General features: G+C 72.2%; 24 protein-coding genes. 18 read left to right on the top strand and 6 right to left on the bottom strand.

Features of this window, described 5'->3' with window-relative positions; translation table 11 throughout:
* From QZX64_RS10590 to QZX64_RS10670, 17 genes are all read left to right on the top strand, one after another.
* A partial coding sequence (locus tag QZX64_RS10590; protein WP_295659358.1) for a flagellar hook-length control protein FliK occupies nt 1-611 on the top strand: 611 nt, incomplete at its 5' end.
* Nucleotides 612-620: 9 nt separating this feature from the next.
* Nucleotides 621-1,079 carry a flagellar hook assembly protein FlgD gene (locus tag QZX64_RS10595; protein ID WP_295659360.1) on the top strand — a complete coding sequence of 153 codons (459 nt, stop codon included), beginning with the start codon at nt 621-623 and terminating at the stop codon, nt 1,077-1,079.
* Nucleotides 1,080-1,100: 21 nt separating this feature from the next.
* Nucleotides 1,101-1,955 carry a flagellar hook protein FlgE gene (locus tag QZX64_RS10600; protein ID WP_295659362.1) on the top strand — a complete coding sequence of 285 codons (855 nt, stop codon included), beginning with the start codon at nt 1,101-1,103 and terminating at the stop codon, nt 1,953-1,955.
* Between the two features lie 349 nt (nt 1,956-2,304).
* Entirely contained in the window at nt 2,305-2,640 is a 336-nt protein-coding gene (locus QZX64_RS10605; RefSeq protein ID WP_295659365.1) for a flagellar FlbD family protein, read from the top strand.
* A complete protein-coding gene (locus tag QZX64_RS10610; protein WP_295659367.1) occupies nt 2,640-3,428 on the top strand; it encodes a flagellar motor protein in 789 nt (262 codons plus the stop codon). Before QZX64_RS10605 ends, QZX64_RS10610 begins: the two co-directional genes overlap by 1 nt.
* Nucleotide 3,429: 1 nt before the next feature.
* The gene (locus QZX64_RS10615; RefSeq protein WP_295659369.1) at nt 3,430-4,365 is read left to right on the top strand and encodes a flagellar motor protein MotB; all 936 of its coding nucleotides are present in this window, start codon (nt 3,430-3,432) and stop codon (nt 4,363-4,365) included.
* Nucleotides 4,362-4,811 carry a flagellar basal body-associated protein FliL gene (locus tag QZX64_RS10620; protein ID WP_295659372.1) on the top strand — a complete coding sequence of 150 codons (450 nt, stop codon included), beginning with the start codon at nt 4,362-4,364 and terminating at the stop codon, nt 4,809-4,811. The genes QZX64_RS10615 and QZX64_RS10620 overlap by 4 nt, the downstream gene beginning before the upstream one ends.
* Nucleotides 4,812-4,878: 67 nt before the next feature.
* On the top strand, nt 4,879-5,832 hold the full coding sequence (locus QZX64_RS10625; RefSeq protein ID WP_295659374.1) for a flagellar motor switch protein FliM: 954 nt from the start codon (nt 4,879-4,881) through the stop codon (nt 5,830-5,832).
* Nucleotides 5,833-5,834: 2 nt separating this feature from the next.
* Nucleotides 5,835-6,590: a flagellar motor switch protein FliN gene (gene fliN, locus QZX64_RS10630; RefSeq protein ID WP_295659377.1), complete on the top strand. Its 756-nt coding sequence runs from the start codon at nt 5,835-5,837 to the stop codon at nt 6,588-6,590.
* Nucleotides 6,591-6,617: 27 nt separating this feature from the next.
* Nucleotides 6,618-7,004: a flagellar biosynthetic protein FliO gene (locus QZX64_RS10635; RefSeq protein ID WP_295659433.1), complete on the top strand. Its 387-nt coding sequence runs from the start codon at nt 6,618-6,620 to the stop codon at nt 7,002-7,004.
* Nucleotides 7,001-7,834 carry a flagellar type III secretion system pore protein FliP gene (gene fliP, locus QZX64_RS10640; RefSeq protein ID WP_295659380.1) on the top strand — a complete coding sequence of 278 codons (834 nt, stop codon included), beginning with the start codon at nt 7,001-7,003 and terminating at the stop codon, nt 7,832-7,834. The genes QZX64_RS10635 and fliP overlap by 4 nt, the downstream gene beginning before the upstream one ends.
* A 12-nt stretch (nt 7,835-7,846) precedes the next feature.
* A complete protein-coding gene (locus tag QZX64_RS10645; RefSeq protein ID WP_295659382.1) occupies nt 7,847-8,116 on the top strand; it encodes a flagellar biosynthetic protein FliQ in 270 nt (89 codons plus the stop codon).
* Between the two features lie 7 nt (nt 8,117-8,123).
* Nucleotides 8,124-8,891 (top strand): flagellar biosynthetic protein FliR, encoded by a 768-nt coding sequence (locus tag QZX64_RS10650; protein ID WP_295659386.1) that lies wholly within the window; start codon nt 8,124-8,126, stop codon nt 8,889-8,891.
* Complete coding sequence (locus tag QZX64_RS10655) at nt 8,891-10,036, top strand: flagellar biosynthesis protein FlhB (RefSeq protein WP_295659389.1); 1,146 nt, start codon at nt 8,891-8,893, stop codon at nt 10,034-10,036. Before QZX64_RS10650 ends, QZX64_RS10655 begins: the two co-directional genes overlap by 1 nt.
* 76 nt (nt 10,037-10,112) lie before the next feature.
* Nucleotides 10,113-12,164 (top strand): flagellar biosynthesis protein FlhA, encoded by a 2,052-nt coding sequence (gene flhA, locus QZX64_RS10660; protein ID WP_295659392.1) that lies wholly within the window; start codon nt 10,113-10,115, stop codon nt 12,162-12,164.
* Entirely contained in the window at nt 12,161-12,415 is a 255-nt protein-coding gene (locus QZX64_RS10665; protein ID WP_295659394.1) for a hypothetical protein, read from the top strand. The genes flhA and QZX64_RS10665 overlap by 4 nt, the downstream gene beginning before the upstream one ends.
* Nucleotides 12,416-12,704: 289 nt before the next feature.
* Nucleotides 12,705-13,121, top strand: coding sequence for a hypothetical protein (locus QZX64_RS10670; RefSeq protein ID WP_295659397.1), 417 nt, complete (start codon nt 12,705-12,707; stop codon nt 13,119-13,121).
* Nucleotides 13,122-13,153: 32 nt separating this feature from the next.
* Here QZX64_RS10670 and pdxH read toward each other — a convergent pair whose 3' ends face one another.
* Nucleotides 13,154-13,804: a pyridoxamine 5'-phosphate oxidase gene (gene pdxH, locus QZX64_RS10675; protein ID WP_295659399.1), complete on the bottom strand. Its 651-nt coding sequence runs from the start codon at nt 13,802-13,804 to the stop codon at nt 13,154-13,156.
* A 68-nt stretch (nt 13,805-13,872) separates the two neighbouring features.
* Complete coding sequence (locus tag QZX64_RS10680) at nt 13,873-14,454, bottom strand: hypothetical protein (RefSeq protein WP_295659402.1); 582 nt, start codon at nt 14,452-14,454, stop codon at nt 13,873-13,875.
* Between the two features lie 220 nt (nt 14,455-14,674).
* Between QZX64_RS10680 and serC the strand changes: the two genes are divergently transcribed.
* Nucleotides 14,675-15,805 carry a phosphoserine transaminase gene (gene serC, locus QZX64_RS10685; protein WP_295659403.1) on the top strand — a complete coding sequence of 377 codons (1,131 nt, stop codon included), beginning with the start codon at nt 14,675-14,677 and terminating at the stop codon, nt 15,803-15,805.
* On the opposite strand, the gene QZX64_RS10690 is transcribed toward serC, so the two are convergent.
* Genes QZX64_RS10690 through QZX64_RS10705 form a run of 4 tightly spaced genes read right to left on the bottom strand, consistent with a single transcriptional unit; the run spans nt 15,775 to nt 19,507 of the window.
* A complete protein-coding gene (locus tag QZX64_RS10690) occupies nt 15,775-16,269 on the bottom strand; it encodes an O-acetyl-ADP-ribose deacetylase (protein WP_295659406.1) in 495 nt (164 codons plus the stop codon). The two genes, serC and QZX64_RS10690, sit on opposite strands and share 31 nt — an antisense overlap.
* A gap of 10 nt (nt 16,270-16,279) precedes the next feature.
* Entirely contained in the window at nt 16,280-17,278 is a 999-nt protein-coding gene (locus QZX64_RS10695; protein ID WP_295659408.1) for a DNA topoisomerase IB, read from the bottom strand.
* 35 nt (nt 17,279-17,313) lie between these two features.
* Nucleotides 17,314-18,303, bottom strand: a complete 990-nt coding sequence (locus QZX64_RS10700; protein ID WP_295659411.1) for a hypothetical protein — start codon at nt 18,301-18,303, stop codon at nt 17,314-17,316.
* Nucleotides 18,296-19,507: an SAM-dependent methyltransferase gene (locus QZX64_RS10705; protein WP_295659414.1), complete on the bottom strand. Its 1,212-nt coding sequence runs from the start codon at nt 19,505-19,507 to the stop codon at nt 18,296-18,298. Before QZX64_RS10705 ends, QZX64_RS10700 begins: the two co-directional genes overlap by 8 nt.
* Nucleotides 19,508-19,511: the final 4 nt, after the last annotated feature.

Here is a 19,511-nt window from a genome sequence, read left to right on the forward strand (position 1 = left end):
CGCCCGTGCCGGCGCTGCAGGCCCCGCTGTCGGCGGCGCCCGCCGCCCCGCCGGCGCCGGTCGCCCCGGTCCTCACCGCCCCGGTGCACGGGGGCCCCAGCCACGTGCCCGACCAGGTCACCGCCCAGGTCTTCCCGGAGATCGGGAGGCTGGCCCTGCGCGCCAGCTCGGCGGGCGAGGGCGTCCACCGCATCACCCTCAACCTGCACCCCGAGACCCTGGGCGACGTCCGGGTCACCCTCGTGGTGCGCGGCGGGGAGATGAAGGTCAGCATCCACGCCGCCACCGAGGCGGGCCGGATCATGGCCGACAGCCTTCCCGAGCTCCGCCGGCTGCTCACCGCCGCCGGCGCCGGGGACGCGAGCCTCGCCGTACGCGACACCACCGCGGGCGGCGCCACCATGAGCTCCGCCGACCCGGGGAGCGACCGCTCCGGCCCGGGGCGCAGCGGGTACGACGCCCAGCAGGGGCGCCAGCACGGCCAGGACGCACGGATGCGCGACGGTCACCACGCCACGGACGGCTCGACCAGCGGACCCCGGGGTGCTCTCCCCGGCCCGCACGACCCGGTACGCACCGCCCGCCCCGCGGGTGTCGACGTCACCGTCTGAGAGGCAGCAGTGTCCATCCCCGCCGTGGAGACCACCACACCCACCGGCATGTTCGGCCCGATCACGACCACCACGACGCCGGCCGCCGCTGGTGACAAGGAGATGTTCCTGCAGCTCCTGGTGGCGCAGATGAAGTACCAGGACCCGATGAACCCGACCGACTCCAGCCAGTTCCTGGCGCAGTCGGCCCAGTTCACCGCGCTGGAGAAGATGCAGGCGGTCGCCGACCAGACCTCGCAGCTCGTCGCCACCCAGATGGCCTTCGGCGCCACGAGCCTGGTGGGCAAGCAGGTCAGCTACCTCGACCAGACCGGTGTCGCCGCCGGCGGGCTGGTCTCCGGTGTCACCTTCGGCGCCGACGGTCCCGTGCTCGACATCGCCGGCACGGCGGTGCCGCTGGGCTCCGTGCAGTCCGTGGCCACCGCGCCCGCCTCCTCCACCACCGCATCCACCACCCCCTCCGCCTGAGCGGACCCGAAAGGACCTCCCATGCTTCGCTCCCTCTTCGCCGGCATCAGCGGCCTCCGCGTCAACCAGACCATGCTCGACGTCACCGGCAACAACATCGCCAACGCGAACACCACCGGCTTCAAGGCCAGCAACACCGTCTTCAAGGACACCCTGAGCCAGATGCTGACCAGCTCCTCGGGCGCCAACGCCGGCCAGGGCGGCACGAACGCCATCCAGATCGGGCTCGGCGTGCAGCTCGCCGCGACCAACACCAACTTCAACCAGGGCTCCGCGCAGACCACCGGCCGGGCGACCGACCTGATGATCCAGGGCGACGGCTTCTTCGTGGTCGAGGCCAACGGCGAGCAGCTCTACACCCGCGCCGGCGCGTTCAACTTCGACGAGGCGGGCTCCCTGGTCGCCCCCAACGGCTCCCGGGTGCAGGGCTACGCCCTCGACGCCGCCGGCGCCCCCACCGGTGGCCTGGTCGACATCACCCTGGACACGGCCGGCCTGACCCCGCCGGTGCCGGCCGGGGTCGAGCTGAAGTCCTACACGATCGGCAAGACCGGCGTCCTGCGCGGTGTCTTCTCCGACGGCGTGCAGCGCGACATGAAGCAGGTGGCCATCGCCGACTTCAACAACCCGATGGGCCTGGAGAAGGTCGGCGACACGAGCTTCCGCGCGTCGGCCAACTCCGGCGACGTCGAGCTCGGCGTCTCCGGCCAGGGCAGCCGCGGCTCCCTGCTGGGCGGTGCGGTCGAGATGTCGAACGTCGACCTCGCCGCCGAGTTCACCAACCTGATCCTCGCCCAGCGCGGGTTCCAGGCCTCCAGCCGCGTCATCACCACCTCCGACCAGGTGCTCGAGGAGCTCGTCAACATCAAGCGCTGACTCCTGCACCCCTCGGCGGGCGCGGTCGGACCCACGGGGGTCGGCCGCGCCCGTTGCGGTTGCCGGGCGGCGGGACTCCCGGGCCGGCCGGCCCGGCCGAGAGGTCCGAACACGAACCGTCGTGCAGCCCGGGTGGTGGGCGGCGTACCGCCGGGATAGTCAGCCGCGAAGTGGCTGCAGATCGCCCGGTACGACAGCCATTTCGCGCCTGACTACCCCGAGGCCGACGGCGGGGCACCCCCACCATCGGGCGGGCGAAATCCCCTCAGGTCGGCACCTGCCGGGCCGATGGAGAGGTGCGAGGGAACCACGGACGGTTCCTGGAACAGCACAAGGACGGTGCACCCGAATGATCACGCTCACGCGCCTCTCAGGCACGGAGTTCGCCTTGAACTCCGACCTGATCGAGCGCGCAGACTCCACGCCGGACACGGTGATCTCGATGGTCGACGGCAAGAAGTACGTCGTCCTCGAGACCCTCGCCGAGGTCGTGGCCGCCATCCGGGCCCACCGTGCCGAGACCATCGCCCTCTCTGCCCTGGTCGCCGAGAACCCGCAGCTGGTGCTCGGCCGCCCGACCCCCGACCCGCAGGCCGCCCCGACGACGCCGCGCCTCGCGTCGGTCGCCGAGCTGCCGCACACGCCCGGGGGCCGGTCCGCCCACCCCGAGGCAGGACGGCTCTGATGGATCCGGCAACCCTGATCGGCATCGGCCTCGGCTTCGTCGTCGTCATCGTCGCCAACATCATGGAGGGCGGCAACCCGATGAGCCTGCTGCTCATCCCGCCGCTGCTCCTGGTGTTCGGCACCACCCTGCTCGTCTGCCTCGCCGGCAGCACGGTCCCCGATGCCAAGCGCTCCTTCGCCGCGCTGAAGACCGCCTTCCTGGGCAAGGTCCAGCCGGCCCACGACGTGGTGCCCACCGTGGTCGCGCTCGCCGACAAGGCGCGCCGCGAGGGCCTCCTGGCCCTGGAGGAGATGGTCGCCGACCTCGACGACCCGTTCCTGGTGCGCGGGGTCTCGATGGCCATCGACGGCACGGACCCCGAGGAGGTCCGCGAGATCCTGGAGGGTCAGGTCTACGCGAAGAGGGCCACCGACAAGCAGTCGGCCAAGTTCTTCGCCGACGCCGGCGCCTACGCCCCCACGATCGGCATCATCGGCACCGTCATGGGCCTGGTGCACGTGCTGGAGAACCTCGCGGAGCCCGAGGAGCTGGGCCACCTGATCGCCGCCGCGTTCATCGCCACCCTGTGGGGCGTCATGTCCGCCAACGTCATCTGGCTGCCCATCGCCAGCCGCCTCAAGCGCCTCAGCGAGCTCGAGGTCACCCGCATGGAGCTGGTGATCGAGGGCGTCGCGGCCATCCAGTCCGGCTCCAACCCCCGTGTCGTCGCGGCCAAGCTCTACTCCCTGCTCCCCGTGGGCGCGGAGGAGGAGGCCGCGAAGTCCGCCCAGAAGCAGGCGGCCTGACGTGTCGGGCGCCAGGCGTGGCCGCCGCCACGAGGAGGAGGAGCACGAGAACCACGAGCGCTGGCTGGTGACGTACGCCGACATGGTGACGCTGCTGATGGTGCTCTTCATCGTGATGTTCGCGATGAGCCAGGTCGACGAGCGCAAGTTCAACGAGCTGAAGTCCGGCCTCGCCGCAGGCTTCGGCCAGCCGGAGGCGATGCTCGACGGCGGCTCCTCCATCCTGGAGCAGCCCGGCTCGGCGGTCGCGGAGTCGATCACGCCGCAGGCGCAGACCGCGCAGATGGACCCCGCGCTGCGCGACCGGGTCAGCCGCGCCGTGTCGGAGAACGCCCGGCTCGAGCAGCAGCGCAAGTACGCCGACGCGCAGGCCGAGGTGAACAGGCTCCAGGAGGTGCTGGACCGCCTCGAGCGGGCGCTGCGTGAGCACGGCCTCGAGGACGACGTCCGCACCGCCATCGACGAGCGCGGGCTGGTGATCAGCCTGGTCTCGCGCCACGTCGTCTTCGCACCCAACGTCGCCACCCTCACCGAACGCGGCGAGCAGGTCGTCGACACCCTCGCCCCGGCGCTCGAGGACATCCCCGACAAGCTCCAGATCGACGGCCACACCAACCAGGTGAAGGTGAAGCCGGCGAACTACCCCACCGACTGGGAGCTCTCCGCCGCCCGGGCCGTCACGGTGCTGCGCCGGCTCGGCGAGCGGTGGGACATCCCGGGCAGGCGGCTCACCGCCTCCGCCTTCGGCCACGAGCGACCCCTGGTCGACCCGCAGGAGCCGGGCTCGCAGGCCGTCAACAAGCGGGTCGACATCGTCATCCTCACCTCCCTCCCGTCCGAGACCCGCGAGCTCATCGACGAGGTCGTCGACAGCCCCACCACCGCAGCGGCGACCTCCGCGGCTGCCCCAGCAGGAGCCCAAGGAGCGCACTCATGAGCGTCAGCACCATCGCCCCCGGCACGGCGGCCGATGCCCCGGAGGCAGAGGGCGGGAAGAAGGGCGGCAGGAAGAAGCTGGTCCTGGTCCTCGTCGCACTGCTCGTCGTGGGCGGTGCCGCCTGGTTCTTCCTCAAGCCCGCCGGCCCGCCGCCGGAGCCGGTGGCCGGCGAGGTCCTCACCCTGGACCCGATCCAGCTGAACCTCGAGGGCGGCCACTACCTGCGCCTGGGCATGGCCCTGCAGTTCACCGCGGACGTGCACGAGGGCGCCGACGGCAGCAAGGCCCTCGACGCGGCGATCGACCTGTTCAGCGGTCGGGAGATGACCGAGATCAACACCGGCAAGCAGCGTCAGGAGCTGAAGAAGGACCTGCTGCACCACCTCGAGGAGGTCTACCACCACGAGGTGATGGACGTGTACTTCACCGAGTTCGTGACCCAGTGACCGGAGCCGCCACGAGAAGGTAAAAGGTTCCTCTCAGGTCCGGCCCACGACGGCCGATACGGCCTGCGTGAAGAACTCCGCGCCCCCCGCCACGAGCTCCGCCCACGGCTCTCGTGCACGTCGGCGTGCCCGATCGGTCCCGGCCGTCGCCTACGACTTCCGCCGCCCCATCCAGCTCTCGCGCGAGCACTCGCGCATCCTGCAGATGGGCTTCGACGGCTTCGCCCGCCAGGCCACGACCGTCTTCACCTCCGCCCTCCGCACGGTGTGCCAGGTGCAGCTGCTGACCATCGACCAGCGCAGCTACGCCGAGTACGTCGACTCCCTCGACGCCCCGACGTACCTCACCAAGTTCTCCGCCGACCCGATGCCCGGGCACGGGGTCCTCGAGATCCCCCTGCCGGCCACCATGGCCTGCGTCGACCACATGCTCGGCGGCCCGGGCATGGACCAGCAGCCGGTGCGCCCGCTGACCGACATCGAGAGCGCCATCGTCAAGACGTTCGTGGAGCGCCTGCTCGGCGAGATGACGTACAGCCTCGCCGCGATCCTCGACCTCGCCCCCACCGTCACCGGCATCGAGTACAGCCCCCAGTTCGCGCAGGTGGCCGGCGCCGCCGACGTGATGGTCGTGGGCACCTTCGACCTGCGCATCGACACCCGCACCACCACCATGACGGTCTGCCTGCCGTTCAGCGGCCTGCAGCCCCACCTCGCCAAGGCGGCCGCACCGGCCCCGGTCTCGGACCGGGAGCGCGCCCAGCGCGCCCAGGCCGCCGAGCTGCTGTCCGAGGCCTTCAACGACGTCCCCGTCGACGTCGCGGTGCGCTTCCGCAGCACCAAGCTCGACCCCGACGCGCTCTCCGGCGTGCAGGTCGGCGACGTGCTGCGCCTGACCCACCCGGCGTCGGCGCCGCTCGACGTCGCCGTCGACGACACGCCGTTCGCCCACGCCACCGCCGGCTCCACGCGCAACCGACTCGCGGCGCTCATCGTCGCGGCCAGCCCCCAGGAGGACTGAGCATGCCCGCACCCACCGACCACCTCGCCGGTACGGCGTCCGCCGCCGCCGTCGCCGCCGCCGTCGCCGCCGCGACCGCCGCCGCCGGCGTGCTGCCCTCGGTCAACCCGCTCGTCGCCGGCGACCCGCAGGTGGGGGACCTCAGCGTCGTCGCGACCTTCGGCGGCGCCGCCGTCGCCGGCGTCTCCGGTGGTGGACGCATCGGCATCCTCGTCGGGGCCGACCTCGTGGACGCCCTCTCCTCGAGCCCGGTGGCCGGCCTGGACCTCGCCGCCGCCGTGCAGCCCGCGCTCGACGCCGCCGCCGCCTCGCTGGGCCACCGCGCCGAGGTCGCCCTCCAGCTCTCCCCCGCCGAGGTCGTCCCGGACCTGGGCGAGCCCTTCACGGTCGTGGGCCTGCATGGTGCCGGCCAGGCCGTCGCCGCCCTGGTGGTGCCCACCGCCCTTCTCGCGGCCGCCACCGCGCCGGTCGCCGCGCCGTCCGGTCCGTCCTCGCTCGCCGACGTCCCCCGCCGCGGCATCGAGCTGCTCCACGGCGTCGACATGGAGGTCACCGTCGAGCTGGGCCGCACCCGGATGACGGTGCGCGACCTGCTCGCCCTGGCTCCCGGCGCCGTCCTGGAGCTGGACCGCGCGGCGGGCAGCCCGGCCGACCTGCTGGTCAACGGCCGCCTCATCGCCCGTGGCGAGGTCGTCGTGATCGACGAGGACTTCGGCCTGCGCGTCACCGAGATCATCGATGAGAAGGCAGCGGTCTGAGTCGTGCTCGAGCTCGCTGTCCGACTCGTGTTCTCCCTGGCGGTCGTGGTCGGACTCCTCCTGCTGCTCGCGCGCCTCAGCGCGAAGCGCCTGGCCAGCGGCGCCGGCGCCCCCATCCGCGTGCTGCACCGCCAGTCGCTGAGCCGCAACGGCTCGGTGGCGCTGGTGGCCGTCGGTGACCGGGTGCTGGTGCTCGGCACGACCGACCAGCAGGTCAGCCTGCTCACCGAGCTCGACCCCGACGAGGTCGACATCCCCGAGCCGACCAGCATCTTCCGTCCCAAGGACACCGGGACGGCTGCCGAGGACGACGGCGCGGCCTCCGCGGACCGCCCGGCCGCGGCGGCCGGCTCCATCCTCAGCCCGCAGACGTGGCGCCAGGCGTTCGACGCCGCCACCCGGCGGGTGTCATGACCCATCTGCAGCGACTCGGGTTCCTGCTGCTGGTGGTCGCGGGCCTGTTCGCCCTCGGCCTGTCCGCCCCCACCGAGGCCGCGTCGGCCGCGACGGTCGAGACGGTCTCGGCGGGCCTGCCGATGGCCCCGGACGGCCCGCGGGGTCCGCAGGGTCCCGGCAACGACACCTCGGTCAAGATCGACCTGGACGGGCTGACCGACAAGCCGAGCACCTCGGTGACCGTCATCATCGCGATGACGCTGCTCTCGCTGCTGCCGGCCATCCTGCTCACCTGCACCAGCTTCACCAAGATCCTCGTGGTGCTGGGCCTGACCCGCAACGCCCTGGGGCTGCAGCAGATCCCGAACAACCAGGTGCTCGCCGGGCTGGCGCTGTTCCTGAGCCTCTTCATCATGGGGCCGGTGCTCTCGCAGATGAACGACCTCGGGCTCCAGCCCTACCTCGACGGCGACAAGAGCACCACGCTGGCCTACGAGGACGGCGTCGAGCCGCTGCGCGAGTTCATGCTCGACCAGTCCGGAGACGACGAGCTGATGCTGCTCACCAACGTCGCGGGCCGCGACCTCCCCGAGGACCGCTCCGAGGTGGGGATGACCACGCTGATCCCGGCGTTCGTCCTCTCCGAGCTCAAGCAGGCGTTCATCATCGGCTTCATCGTCTTCATCCCCTTCCTGGTGATCGACATCGTCGTCAGCGGGGCGCTGATGGCGCTGGGCATGATGATGATGCCGCCGGTGATGGTGTCGCTGCCCTTCAAGCTCCTGCTGTTCGTCCTCGTGGACGGCTGGGCGCTGGTCATCAAGTCACTCGTCACGAGCTACGGATAGGCGCGCCCCGCCATGACCGACACCGTCATCATCGAGCTCGCGCTGCGCACCATGGTCGTCGCGCTCAAGCTGTCCGCGCCCATCCTGGTCACCTCGCTGGTCATCGGCTTCGCGATCTCGCTGTTCCAGTCGATGACCCAGATCCAGGAGTTCACGCTCTCCTTCGTGCCCAAGCTGGTCGGCGTGGGCGTGGCCCTGCTGGTCTGCGGCAACTGGATGCTGCACACCCTGATCACCTTCACGCTCGACCTGTTCGAGGCGCTGCCCTCGATGCTGGCCTGACGGCGCGATGGAACTGACCCTGGCCGGCCAGCCGACCCTGGCGCTGCTGCTCGCCTCGGTGCGCATCATCGCCTGGATGGCCGTCGTGCCCCCGTTCTCGTCGCGCTCGCTGCCGGCGATGGCGAAGGTCGTTCTCTCCCTCGGCCTGGCGATGGCGGTCGCCCCCTCGCTCGCCGACGCCGACATCCCCGTCGACACCTTCGGCTTCCTCACCACAGTGGTCACGCAGGTGGCCATCGGGGTGTCGATGGGCTTCGTCACCTACCTGATGTTCGCGGCCATCACCACCGCCGGCGCGCTCATCGACACCTTCGGCGGCTTCGCCCTCGCCCAGGCCTACGACCCGCTGTCGATGAACATGAACACCGTCTTCGGCAAGTTCCACCAGATGCTCGCCACGATGCTGCTCTTCGCCTCCGGCGGCCACCTCATCGTCATCGGCGGGCTCCTCAAGACCTTCCGGTTCCTGCCCCTGGACGGCACGCCCGACGTCTCGAACGGCCCGGGCATGCTCATCACCGCGATGCAGCTGTTCTTCGCCACGGCCGTGCAGATCGCGCTGCCGATGATCGCCGTGCTCTTCCTCGCCGACGTCGGGCTGGCGCTGCTCACCAAGGTCGCTCCCCAGCTCAACGCCATCAACGTGATGTTCCCCGCCAAGATCGGGCTCACCCTGCTCCTCGTCGGCCTGTCGTTCCCCGTCCTGCCGGAGGCGATGGCCGAGCTCGTCGACCTGTCCAACCAGGCGATGGCCACGATCGCGGGAGCCGCCTGATGAGCGAGGAGAAGACCGAGAAGCCCACCGAGCGCAAGCGCAAGGAGTCGCGCAAGGAGGGCCAGGTCCCCCGCACCCAGGAGCTCGGCGGCTGGTCGTCGATGCTGCTGGTGGGCATGGCGCTGCCGCCGCTGATGACCCACGAGATCGGCGCGCTGCGCGACCTGATGGTCACCGCCCTGTCGGCCACGGCCGAGGCCGACGGCGCGATGGCGATGGAGGTCCTCTCCTCCGGCCTGTGGCACGTCTTCCGCACGCTGGTCCTGCTGGGCGCCGCCGTGATGGTGGTGGGGGTGGCGGCCACCCTGGCCCAGGGCGGGTTCTACCTGGCCACCAAGTCGATGAAGCCGAAGCTGTCCAAGCTCAGCCTGATCGCCGGCGCCAAGCGGGTCTTCGGGCCCCACGCGCTCTGGGAGGGCGCGAAGATGCTCATCAAGAGCGCCCTGGTCGGCGTGCTCGTCTACAGCGCCATCCGGTCGCTGATGCCGCTGATCGGCGGCATGGTGCCGATGTCGGTGGTCATCGACCAGTTCTTCTCCACCGCGCTCGGCCTGATCCGCAACATCGCGGTCGCCGGGCTGGTGATGGCGGTGGCCGACTACGCCATGTCGCGGCGCAAGATGGGCAAGCAGACGCGGATGACCAAGGAGGAGGTCAAGCAGGAGCACAAGAACACCGAGGGCGACCCCCTCGTGAAGAGCGCCATCCGCTCCCGCCAGCTCGCCGCGGCACGCAACCGCATGATGGCCGACGTGCCGACCGCCGACGTCGTGCTGGTCAACCCCACCCACGTCGCGATCGCGCTGCGCTACGAGGCCGAGAAGGGTGCGCCGCGCGTGGTGGCCCGCGGTGCCGGCGCGGTGGCGGCGAAGATCCGCGAGAAGGCCACCGAGGAGGGCGTGCCGCTGGTGCGCGACGTGCCGCTCGCCCGCGCGCTCTACACCTCCACCAAGGTGGGCCAGGAGGTGCCCGCCGAGCTCTTCCACGCCGTCGCGCAGGTGCTCGCGTTCGTGATCAGCCGCCGCCGGGCCGGCCGCAGCGGTGGCGAGCACAACTCCCCCCGCACGGCGGCCCCGCTGCCCGCCGTACCCCGGGGGCGACCGCGACGCCCGATTCCCTCAGGTGGACCCGCCCCCGGTCGATAGGACCCTCGGACACAGGGACGGTGTCCGGACACGCGCCACGGACGGCCGCCACATCGGCGACCCGAAAGGCATCCACGTGCCCCGCAAAGGCTTGACCCAGCTGGCAGTCCCGGTCGGCATCGTCTTCATCGTCGTGATGCTGGTGGTGCCCCTGCCGGCGATCGTGCTGGACCTGCTCATCGCGCTCAACATCACCGCCGCTCTGCTCGTCCTGCTCACCGCGATGTTCGTGCACCGCCCGCTCGACTTCGCGGCGTTCCCCGCGGTGATCCTGGTGCTCACCCTCTTCCGGCTCGCGCTCAACGTCAGCGCCACCCGGCTGGTCCTGCTCGACGGGTACGCCGGCAAGGTCATCGACACGTTCGGCCACTTCGTGGTCGGCGGCTCGCTCATCGTCGGCCTCATCGTCTTCGTGATCCTGCTGATCATCCAGTTCGTCGTCATCACCAACGGTGCCGGCCGGGTCGCCGAGGTGGGCGCGCGCTTCACCCTCGACGCGATGCCCGGCAAGCAGATGGCCATCGACGCCGACCTCAACTCCGGCCTCATCACCGAGGACGAGGCGCGGCTGCGCCGCAGCGAGGTGCACCAGGAGGCCGACTTCTACGGCGCGATGGACGGCGCCTCGAAGTTCGTCAAGGGCGACGCCATCGCCGCCATCGTCATCACGCTGGTCAACCTCATCGGCGGCTTCGCGGTGGGGATGACTCAGAAGGGCATGTCCTTCGGCGACGCCATCAGCACCTACAGCCTGCTGACCATCGGCGACGGCCTGGTCTCCCAGATCCCCGCCCTGCTGCTCTCCGTCGCCACCGGCCTCATCGTCACCCGCAACTCCGGCGACGACGACATGGGCTCCGACATCCTGCGCCAGATGGGCGCCAACAAGATGCCGCTGCGGGTGTCGGGCTTCGCCGCCTTCACCCTCTGCCTGATCCCCGGCCTGCCGAAGATCCCCTTCCTCATCGCCGGCGGCATCATGCTGCTGTTCTCGACGCGGGTGCCCGAGTCGCCCGACCCAGCGGTCGGGGCCGCGGCTGCCGCCGCGGAGCTCGAGCCGCCCTCGGACTCCCCCGAGCTGCTGGCCGCCGAGATCCTGGTCGACCCGCTGGGCCTGGAGCTGGCCGCCGACATGATCGACCTCGTCGACCCCTCGGTGGGCGGCGACCTGCTCGACCGGGTGAAGGCGCTGCGCCGCAAGGTCGCCGGCGACATCGGCATCGTCGTCCCCCCGGTGCGCACCCGCGACAACATCGAGCTGCCGATGCACCACTACGCGATCAGGCTCTTCGGCATCGAGGTCGCCCGCGGCGAGGCGCCGGCCGGCACCGTGCTGGCGATCGGCGACATGCTCGGCGCCCTCCCCGGGACGCCGACCGTCGAGCCCGTCTTCGGCCTCGAGGCCAAGTGGATCCCGGCGTCGATGCGCCACCAGGCCGAGCTCGGCGGCGCCACCGTCGTCGACCGCGCGTCGGTCATCACCACCCACCTGGCCGAGGTCGTCACCAGCCAGGCCGCGCGCCTGCTGGGCCGTGAGGACGTCAAGGTGCTCACCGAGGTCGTCCGGCGCAGCCATCCCGTGGTCGTCGAGGAGCTCACCCCCGTCCAGCTCAGCCTGGGCGAGGTGCAGCGCGTGCTGCAGTCCCTGCTCGACGAGAAGGTCTCGATCCGCGACCTCGTGCAGATCTTCGAGGCGCTGTCGATGAAGGCGCCGCAGACCCACGACCTCGACGCCCTCGTCGAGGCGGCGCGCACCACGCTCGGCCCGGCCATCGTCGCGCCGTACGTCGTCGAGGACACCGTGCACGTCATCAGCCTGGAGCCGGCGCTCGAGCAGCGGATGCTCGAGGCGCTGCGCGGCACCGAGCACGGGCCGGTGATCGCCCTGGACCCGGTCCTGGGCCAGCAGGTCCTCATGGACCTCGCCCGGTTCGCCACCGAGGCGGAGAACCAGAACCTGCGCCCGGTGCTGACCTGCGCCCCGCAGATCAGGCCGGCCCTGCGCCGCATGGTGCGCCCCACCTTCGACCGGCTCCCGGTGCTGTCCTACCCCGAGCTGCTCGGCGCCGGGAACGTCCGTGGCATCGGCACCGTCTCCGCCGCCATCCAGGCCGGGATGCTCGGATGAGCCCCTTCTCGCCGATGGTGCTCGGCGCCGGCGCCCTGGTCAGCTCGCCGGCCATCTGGGACTTCGCCGTCGAGCAGTCGCTGCGGCTGGACCAGGCGCTCACCCGCTACCTGGTGGCGGTCGCGATCTCCTGGGTGCTCCTCAGCGCACTGGCGGAGCTCGCCCTCAAGCCGGCGCCGGCGACATCCCGCGCCGGCGACGAGACCGCGGTCCTGGACACCCGGGGCGCCGGGGACGACGTCCGGAGATAGCGGCGACCCGCAGGCTGTCCCTGCCCGGCCCAGACGACTGGGCCGGCGGGACTCCCCCGGGGATGAAGTCCGGGAGACCTGCGGGTCGGGCAACTGCTTGTGGATTCACCAGCGGCACCCTGCGAACGGGTCGCGCGCCTTCCACTGGCAGGCGCTGCTAGCGAGCAGTCACCTCACGCATCCGAAAGCTCTGCATTATTCGGACCACCTCCTTTCCCGTGTGCCACCACGGTACGTCGCCCCTCCGGCGGGGCCAAGGGATTAATCGCCCCGGTGGTAGAACGGGCAGGTGACCCGCTCCATCACCCCCGACGACCTCGGCGCCTGGCTCATCAAGGCGCGTCCCGAGCCAGGGTCGGAGGTGCTCAGGCTGATCGAGGGCGGCGGCGGCACGATCACCAGCCGCTGCGTCAGCCGCGGCTACCGTGCGGAGCTGATGGCCGCGGGCGACCCGGTGCTGCTCTGGGTGTCCGGCGACGGCCGCCGTACGACGCGGGGCATCTGGGGCGTCGGCCACCTCACCGGACCGGTGGACGACGGCGTCGTGTCGCTGGAGCTGCCGCTCCTCGACGAGCCGGTCGCGGCCGGGGAGCTGCTCGCCGCGGGCATCGACGACCTGGAGGTGCAGCGGATGCCGGCCGGCGCCAACCCCTCGTGGGTGTCGAGACGGCAGCTCGCGGCCCTGGCGCCCCTGCTGCCCGCATGACTCGGTGAGCCGGTGACCGACCGACCGGCCGGTCAGGGAGCGAGGCGGTGCGTGCTCCAGCCCGCTCCGTGGGCAGCACGCCGGTAGACGAGGCGGTCGTGCATCCGGCCCGGCCGGCCCTGCCAGAACTCGATCTCGCTCGGCAGCACGGCGTACCCGCCCCACGTCGGCGGCACCGGCACCTCCTCGGCGTCGGCGAAGCGCGCTGTCACCTCGTCGTAGGCGTCGCCGAGCTCCTGCCGCGACGCCACCTCGGTGGACTGGCGCGAGGCCCACGCGCCCAGCCGCGAGCCTCGGGGCCGCCTGGCGAAGTAGGCGGCCACGTCGGCGTCCGGCAGGTCGTGCGCGACGCCGGTGATGCGCACCTGGCGCTCCAGCGGGTGCCACGGGAAGAGCAGGGCGCAGCGCGGGTTCGCGGCGAGGTCGGCGCCCTTGGCCGAGGTGCGGTTGGTGTAGAAGTGGAAGCCCCGCTCGTCGACGCCCTTGAGCAGCACCATCCGCGACGACGGCTGTCCATCGGCGGACACGGTCGAGACGACCAGCGCGTTCGGCTCGTGCACGCCCGCCTCGAGCGACTCCCGCATCCACCGGTGGAACATGTCGTAGGGGTCGTCGGCGAGATCGTCCTCCGACAGCCCCCCGTCGGCGTACTCCTTGCGCAGCGCGGCCAGGTCGAGGTCCATGCAGGCGAACCTACGCGGTGGCACCTCGCCGCACCGTGCGCCGACCGACGCCCGGCGCCACGTCGTGGTCAGCCCCCCGGCCGGGTGAGGTACCAGCTCGTCCTCGCCCGGCCGCCGCGCCGGCTCAGCGAGACGTGCACGTGGTCGCGGTGCCGCAGGGTGACGGAGCACGTCCGCAGCCTGCGGCACGACGAGCTCCGGTAGCGCTTGGCGACGAAGTGGTCGTAGGAGGCGTACATCCGGTCGTTCCAGATGATGTACATGATGCCCATCTCGCGGGCCAGGGCGTGCGGGTCGCCGTCGGCGTCCGGCGCGAACAGCTCGGCCAGCGTGGCGTCGGCCAGCGCCCGCTCGGCCGGGTCGCCGGCGTCGAGCATCCAGTCGAACGCGCGGCCCTCCGAGTGCTCCGAGACACCCCCTCCGCACGGTCGCGCGATGGCGCCCCAGCCGCCCCCGCGGGCGGTCAGCCACGTCGCCAGCGCCACGGCTCCCGGCTTGTCGGCGCGCGCGCAGTTGCGCTGCGGCTGGTAGCCGGCGTAGTCGTCGACGACCATCGCCGGTGCGGGCGCGGGTGATCCCGCGGCCAGCAGCACCGCCACGACGGCGCTGACGACGAGCCCCTTCGGGCGCGCCAAGATCTTCCCCTGCATGCTGGTTCCTTCCGTCCGGCCGCTTCCCGGCAGCCGCACCGCTTCCCAACGGCACCTGCGAACCTACGAGGAGGCGGGCCTCCGCGCCCCCGAACGCCGGAAACCGGACCGATCGGACGAGACCGGCGCCGCAGTGACATGATGACTGCGCTGACAGCGTCGTCAGGCACACCCGATCCCAGCGCTCCCCTGCCGAGCCCACCACCCGCAAGGAATCCCGGTGACCGACGCCATCACGATCCCCGACAGCCTCAAGCCCGCCGACGGCCGCTTCGGCGCGGGGCCCTCGAAGATCCACCCCGCCCACCTCGACGCCCTCGCCGCCACCGGCACGTCCCTGATGGGCACCTCCCACCGCCAGGCCCCGGTCAAGGACACCGTCGGCCGCGTGCGCGAGGGCCTCGCCGCGCTGTTCTCCCTCCCCGAGGGCCACCAGGTGGTCCTCGGCAACGGCGGCGCCACCGCCTTCTGGGACATCGCCGCCTTCGGCCTGGTCCGCGAGAGGAGCCAGCACCTCGCCTTCGGTGAGTTCTCCTCGAAGTTCGCCACCTCCACCAAGGCCGCCCCGTGGCTCGCCGACCCCTCGGTCATCACCTCCGAGCCGGGCTCGCTGCCCGAGCCGGTTGCCGAGGAGGGCGTCGACGCCTACGCCTGGGCGCACAACGAGACCTCGACCGGCGTGATGGCGCCGGTACGCCGTCCCGCCGGCATCGCCGACGACGCGCTCGTGCTGGTCGACGCGACCTCGGGCGCCGGCGGCCTGCCGGTCGACCTGCGGGAGGTCGACGCCTACTACTTCGCGCCGCAGAAGTCCTTCGCCTCCGACGGCGGGCTGTGGCTGGCGGTGCTCTCGCCGCGGGCGCTCGCCCGGGTCGAGGAGATCGCGGCCACCGGCCGCTACGTGCCGCCGTTCTTCGACCTGCCCACCGCGATCGACAACTCCGCGAAGAACCAGACCTACAACACCCCGTCGGTCGCCGCGCTCTTCCTGATGGCCGAGCAGCTGGACTGGATGAACGCCCACGGCGGCCTCGACGGCATGGTCGAGCGCACGACCGCCTCCTCCGGAGCGCTCTACGGCTGGGCCGAGAAGCAGCCCCACACGACGCCGTACGTCGCGGAGCCGGCGCACCGGTCGCTCGTGGTCGGCACCATCGACCTCGACGACGCCGTCCCGGCCGACGCGGTCGCGAGGACGCTGCGCGCCAACGGGATCGTGGACACCGAGCCCTACCGCAAGCTGGGCCGCAACCAGCTGCGGATCGCGATGTACCCCGCCGTGGACCCTGCCGACGTGGAGGCGCTCACGGCCTGCATCGACTACGTCGTGGAGCGCACCAGCGCGTCGTAGGCGGCGCCGCCGAACGCCACCATCCGGGCCACCTCCACCTCCGTGGGGGTGGCCCGCAGCGTCTCCACGGCGGCCGCGACGGCGTCGTCGAGCGGCCAGCCGTAGATGCCGGCGCTCACCAGCGGGAAGGCGACCGTACGGGCGCCCAGCTCGTCGGCCACCGCCAGCGCAGCGGCGTAGCAGCCGGTCAGCAGAGCGCGGTCGGTCTCACCCCGGGTGTGATCGGGACCGACGACGTGGATGACCCAGCGGGCGGGCAGCTCGCCGGCCGTCGTCCAGCCGGCCGCGCCCGTGGCCAGGCCGTGGGGGAAGCGCCGGCGGCAGTCGGCCAGGACCTCGGGTCCACCGGCCCGGTGGATCGCGCCGTCGACCCCGCCGCCGCCGCGCATCGCGCGGCTGGCCGCGTTCACGACCGCGTCGACGTGCTGCTCGACGATGTCGCCCCGCACGACCTCCAGCCTCATGTCAGCAGCCTCACTTCAGCAGCTTCAGCACGGCTCGCTCGAGGGCGGCCTGGCGCTCGTCGGGGTTGTCGAAGGTGCGTCGCGTCGTGCTCGCGATGGTGCGGCCCTCCTCGTAGGCCTCGATCACCCGGGGGTCGACGTAGGCCGACCGCGCCAGGGTGGGGGTGTTGCCGAGGAACGAGGCGACCTCCTTCATCGCCCCGGCGACCGCGCGCTTGCGCGAGGCCTTGGTGTGCCCCGGCTCGGGCGTCTCGGCGAGCGCGGCGGCGGCCAGCACGGTGGCGTGCCAGGTGCGGAAGTCCTTGGCGGTGACCGACAGGCCGGTGGTGGTCTTGACGTACTCGTTGACCAGGTCGGGCAGCAGCGAGCGCCACGAACGGCCGTCGCGGTAGGACAGCAGGCGGGCGTCGGCACCCCGGCGGCGGCGCATCGCCTCGATCGTCTCCACGACCACCCGGTCGTCGATCTCGATCTCGTGCTCGACGCCCGACTTGCCGACGAAGGCGAAGACCAGCTTGTGCTGCCGGCGGCGCACGTGCCGGCGCTCCAGGGTGGTCAGCCCGAAGCTGCCGTTCTCGTCGGCGTACACGTCGTTGCCGATCCGGAAGTAGCCGAGGTCGAGCAGGCGCACGGCCGCCGCGCAGGCCCGCTCCATCGGCATGCCCTCGCGGCCGAGGTCGGCGACGACGAGCTGGCGCGCCTTGGCCAGCGCCTTGCCGAAGGCCACCATCCGCTCGAACTTCTCGGCGTCGCGCCGGGCCCGCCACTCCGGGTGGTAGAGGTACTGCCGCCGCCCGGCGTCGTCGGTGCCGACCGCCTGCAGGTGTCCGTTGGGGTACGGCGTCACCCAGACGTCGCGCCAGGCCGGCGGGATGACCAGCTCCCGGACGCGCTGGGCCGCCTCGGGCGGCAGCCGCTCGCCGTGCTGGTCGAGGTAGAAGAACCCCTTGCCGGCGCGCCGCCGTGTCCAGCCCACCTGGTCGGGGGACGTCCTGCGCAGCCGGGCCATGGCACAAGCCTAGGTCGGGCCTGCAGTCCGCCGCTTCAGCGCGGCGGACGAGATGCGCGCGCGGCGACCCAGATGAGGGCCAGGAAGACCAGGAGCCCCGCGGCCCACGGCAGCACGGGCCGGTCGGCCGCGGCCTGGGCGAAGACGTCGACCGGCTCGTCCGGCTCCGGCTCCGGCGAGGGCGGCGCGCTCGGCTCGGGCGCCTCCATCTCCTTGAGCACGTCGCCGGGGAGGTCGATCCGCAGCACCGGCGCCTCGCGGCCCTCGGAGCTCACGAACACCTCGCCGTCGGACGACACCGCGATCCCCTCGCCCTGCTGCTGGGCGGGCAGCTCGAAGGTGCCGATCATCTCGATCGAGGGCCACGCGTAGACCACCGCCTGCGTGTAGGTGCGGACCACGAAGTGCCGGCCGTCGGGGAAGAAGGCGGCGTCCGTGACGATGCCCGTCACGTCGCCCAGCGCCGTCATCGCGTTGGGCTGGTCGGCCGAGAGGTCGGTGGGGGCGGCGTAGACCTGGCCGCCGAAGACGACCTTGCTGACCACGAGCAGCTGGCCGGTCATCGGATGCGTGAGCAGGGCCTCCGCGTCGCGGGGGCCGCCGGGGTAGGTCAGCTCGAAGGCGGCGCCGGCCGAGCCGTCGAGCGGGACGCGGCGCACCGAGACGCTCCCGCGCGAGCGGGTGTTGTCGCCGATGTCGGCCACCCACACGGCGTCCCTCCCCGCAGGCGCCAGTGCTTCGACGTCGTCGGGCTCGCCGGGGTAGGTCACCTCCGCCGTGGTCTCACCGGTGTCACCGTCGACCACGAAGACGCGCGCGGCGTCGCCGCTGTCGTTGACGGTGACGAACCGCCGGTCGGGCCCGCGGCCCAGCGCGAGGAGCCCGCTGGACTCGATGATCTCGGGGTCGGTGAAGCGGAACGCGACCTCCCCCTCGTCGGCCGCGGGAGGCCCGCTGGAGGCACCGAGCAGGAAGGGCGTGACGACCGCCAGCGTGGCCACCACCCGTCCCAGCGACTCACGCACGGGCATCGAGCAGCACGGCCAGCCGGGGCTGCACGCCCCAGGTCGTCACCAGGTCGTCGTACTCCTTGCGGACGCCACCGCCCTTGACGGGGCTGCCGGTGCGCACCGCGCGCAGCATGGTGTTGCGCGGGGTGTGCTGGCTCTCCACGAACTGCACGACGTCGACGCGGTAGCCCTGCAGCCGCATCAGCGACGCGCGGATGCCGTCGGTGAGGGTGTCGGCCAGCCGCTCGCGGAGGATGCCGTGCCGGGTCAGGACGGCGTACGGCGCCGGCGTGGGCGCCTTGCGCAGCTGCGCCGCGACGTCGTGGTGGCAGCACGGGGCGGCGAGCACCAGCGACGCCTGCCACTCCACCGCGCGGGCGAGCGCCTCGTCGCTGGCGGTGTCGCAGGCGTGGAGGGCGAGCACGACCTCCGGGGCCGGGTCGAGCTCGGCGCCGAGGATGCTGCCGACGACGAAGTCGGCGTCCACGCCGAGCCGTTCGGCCAGCGCGGCGTTGTGGTCGCGCGACTGCTGGCGGACGTCGACGCCGGTCAGCCGCACCGGCAGCCCGCGCACGTCGTTGAGGTAGCGCTGCGCGGCGAACGTCAGGTAGGCGTTGCCGCACCCCAGGTCGGCGATGCGGAGCGGCTCCTCCTCGCTGGGCCGGCGCAGGTGGCCCTTGGCCAGGGCATCGGTGATGGAGGAGTCCAGCAGCCTCAGGAACTCCTCGACCTGGCGGTACTTGGCCTGCCGGCTGGGCTTCATCCGCCCCGACTCGTCGGAGAGCCCGAGGGCGACGAAGACCGGGTCGTCGGCGGGCAGGAGGCGGTCCTTGTCGCGGTCGTGACCGCGCTCGGGCTCGACCTCCGCGACCCGGTCGGCGGTGTGCACGACCGCCTCCAGCCGCTTGGTCACCCGCACCTGGTGCTGCTGGGTCGTGGTCTCGACGTGCCAGTGGGCGAACGGCTCGTCGAGGAGGTCGTCGACGGCGTCCCGGGCGGCGTCGCCGGCGGCGTGGTTGGCGGTGTGCGCCTGGGCGTCGTCGTAGGCGGTGACCTGGAGGTGACGGCCGGCCTTGAGGTCGACGTAGCGCAGCTCGACGCGGCGCCACCGCGGCGTCGTGCCCTTCTGGCGGCCGGACGCGACGGCCCTGACCAGCACGCCGGGGTCGAGGATGTGGCTGCGCATCCGCGCCAGCACCCGCAGCAGCGGCTCGCTCATCAGC

The organism is uncultured Nocardioides sp. (assembly GCF_902805925.1).
Taxonomy (GTDB): Bacteria; Actinomycetota; Actinomycetes; order Propionibacteriales; family Nocardioidaceae; genus Nocardioides.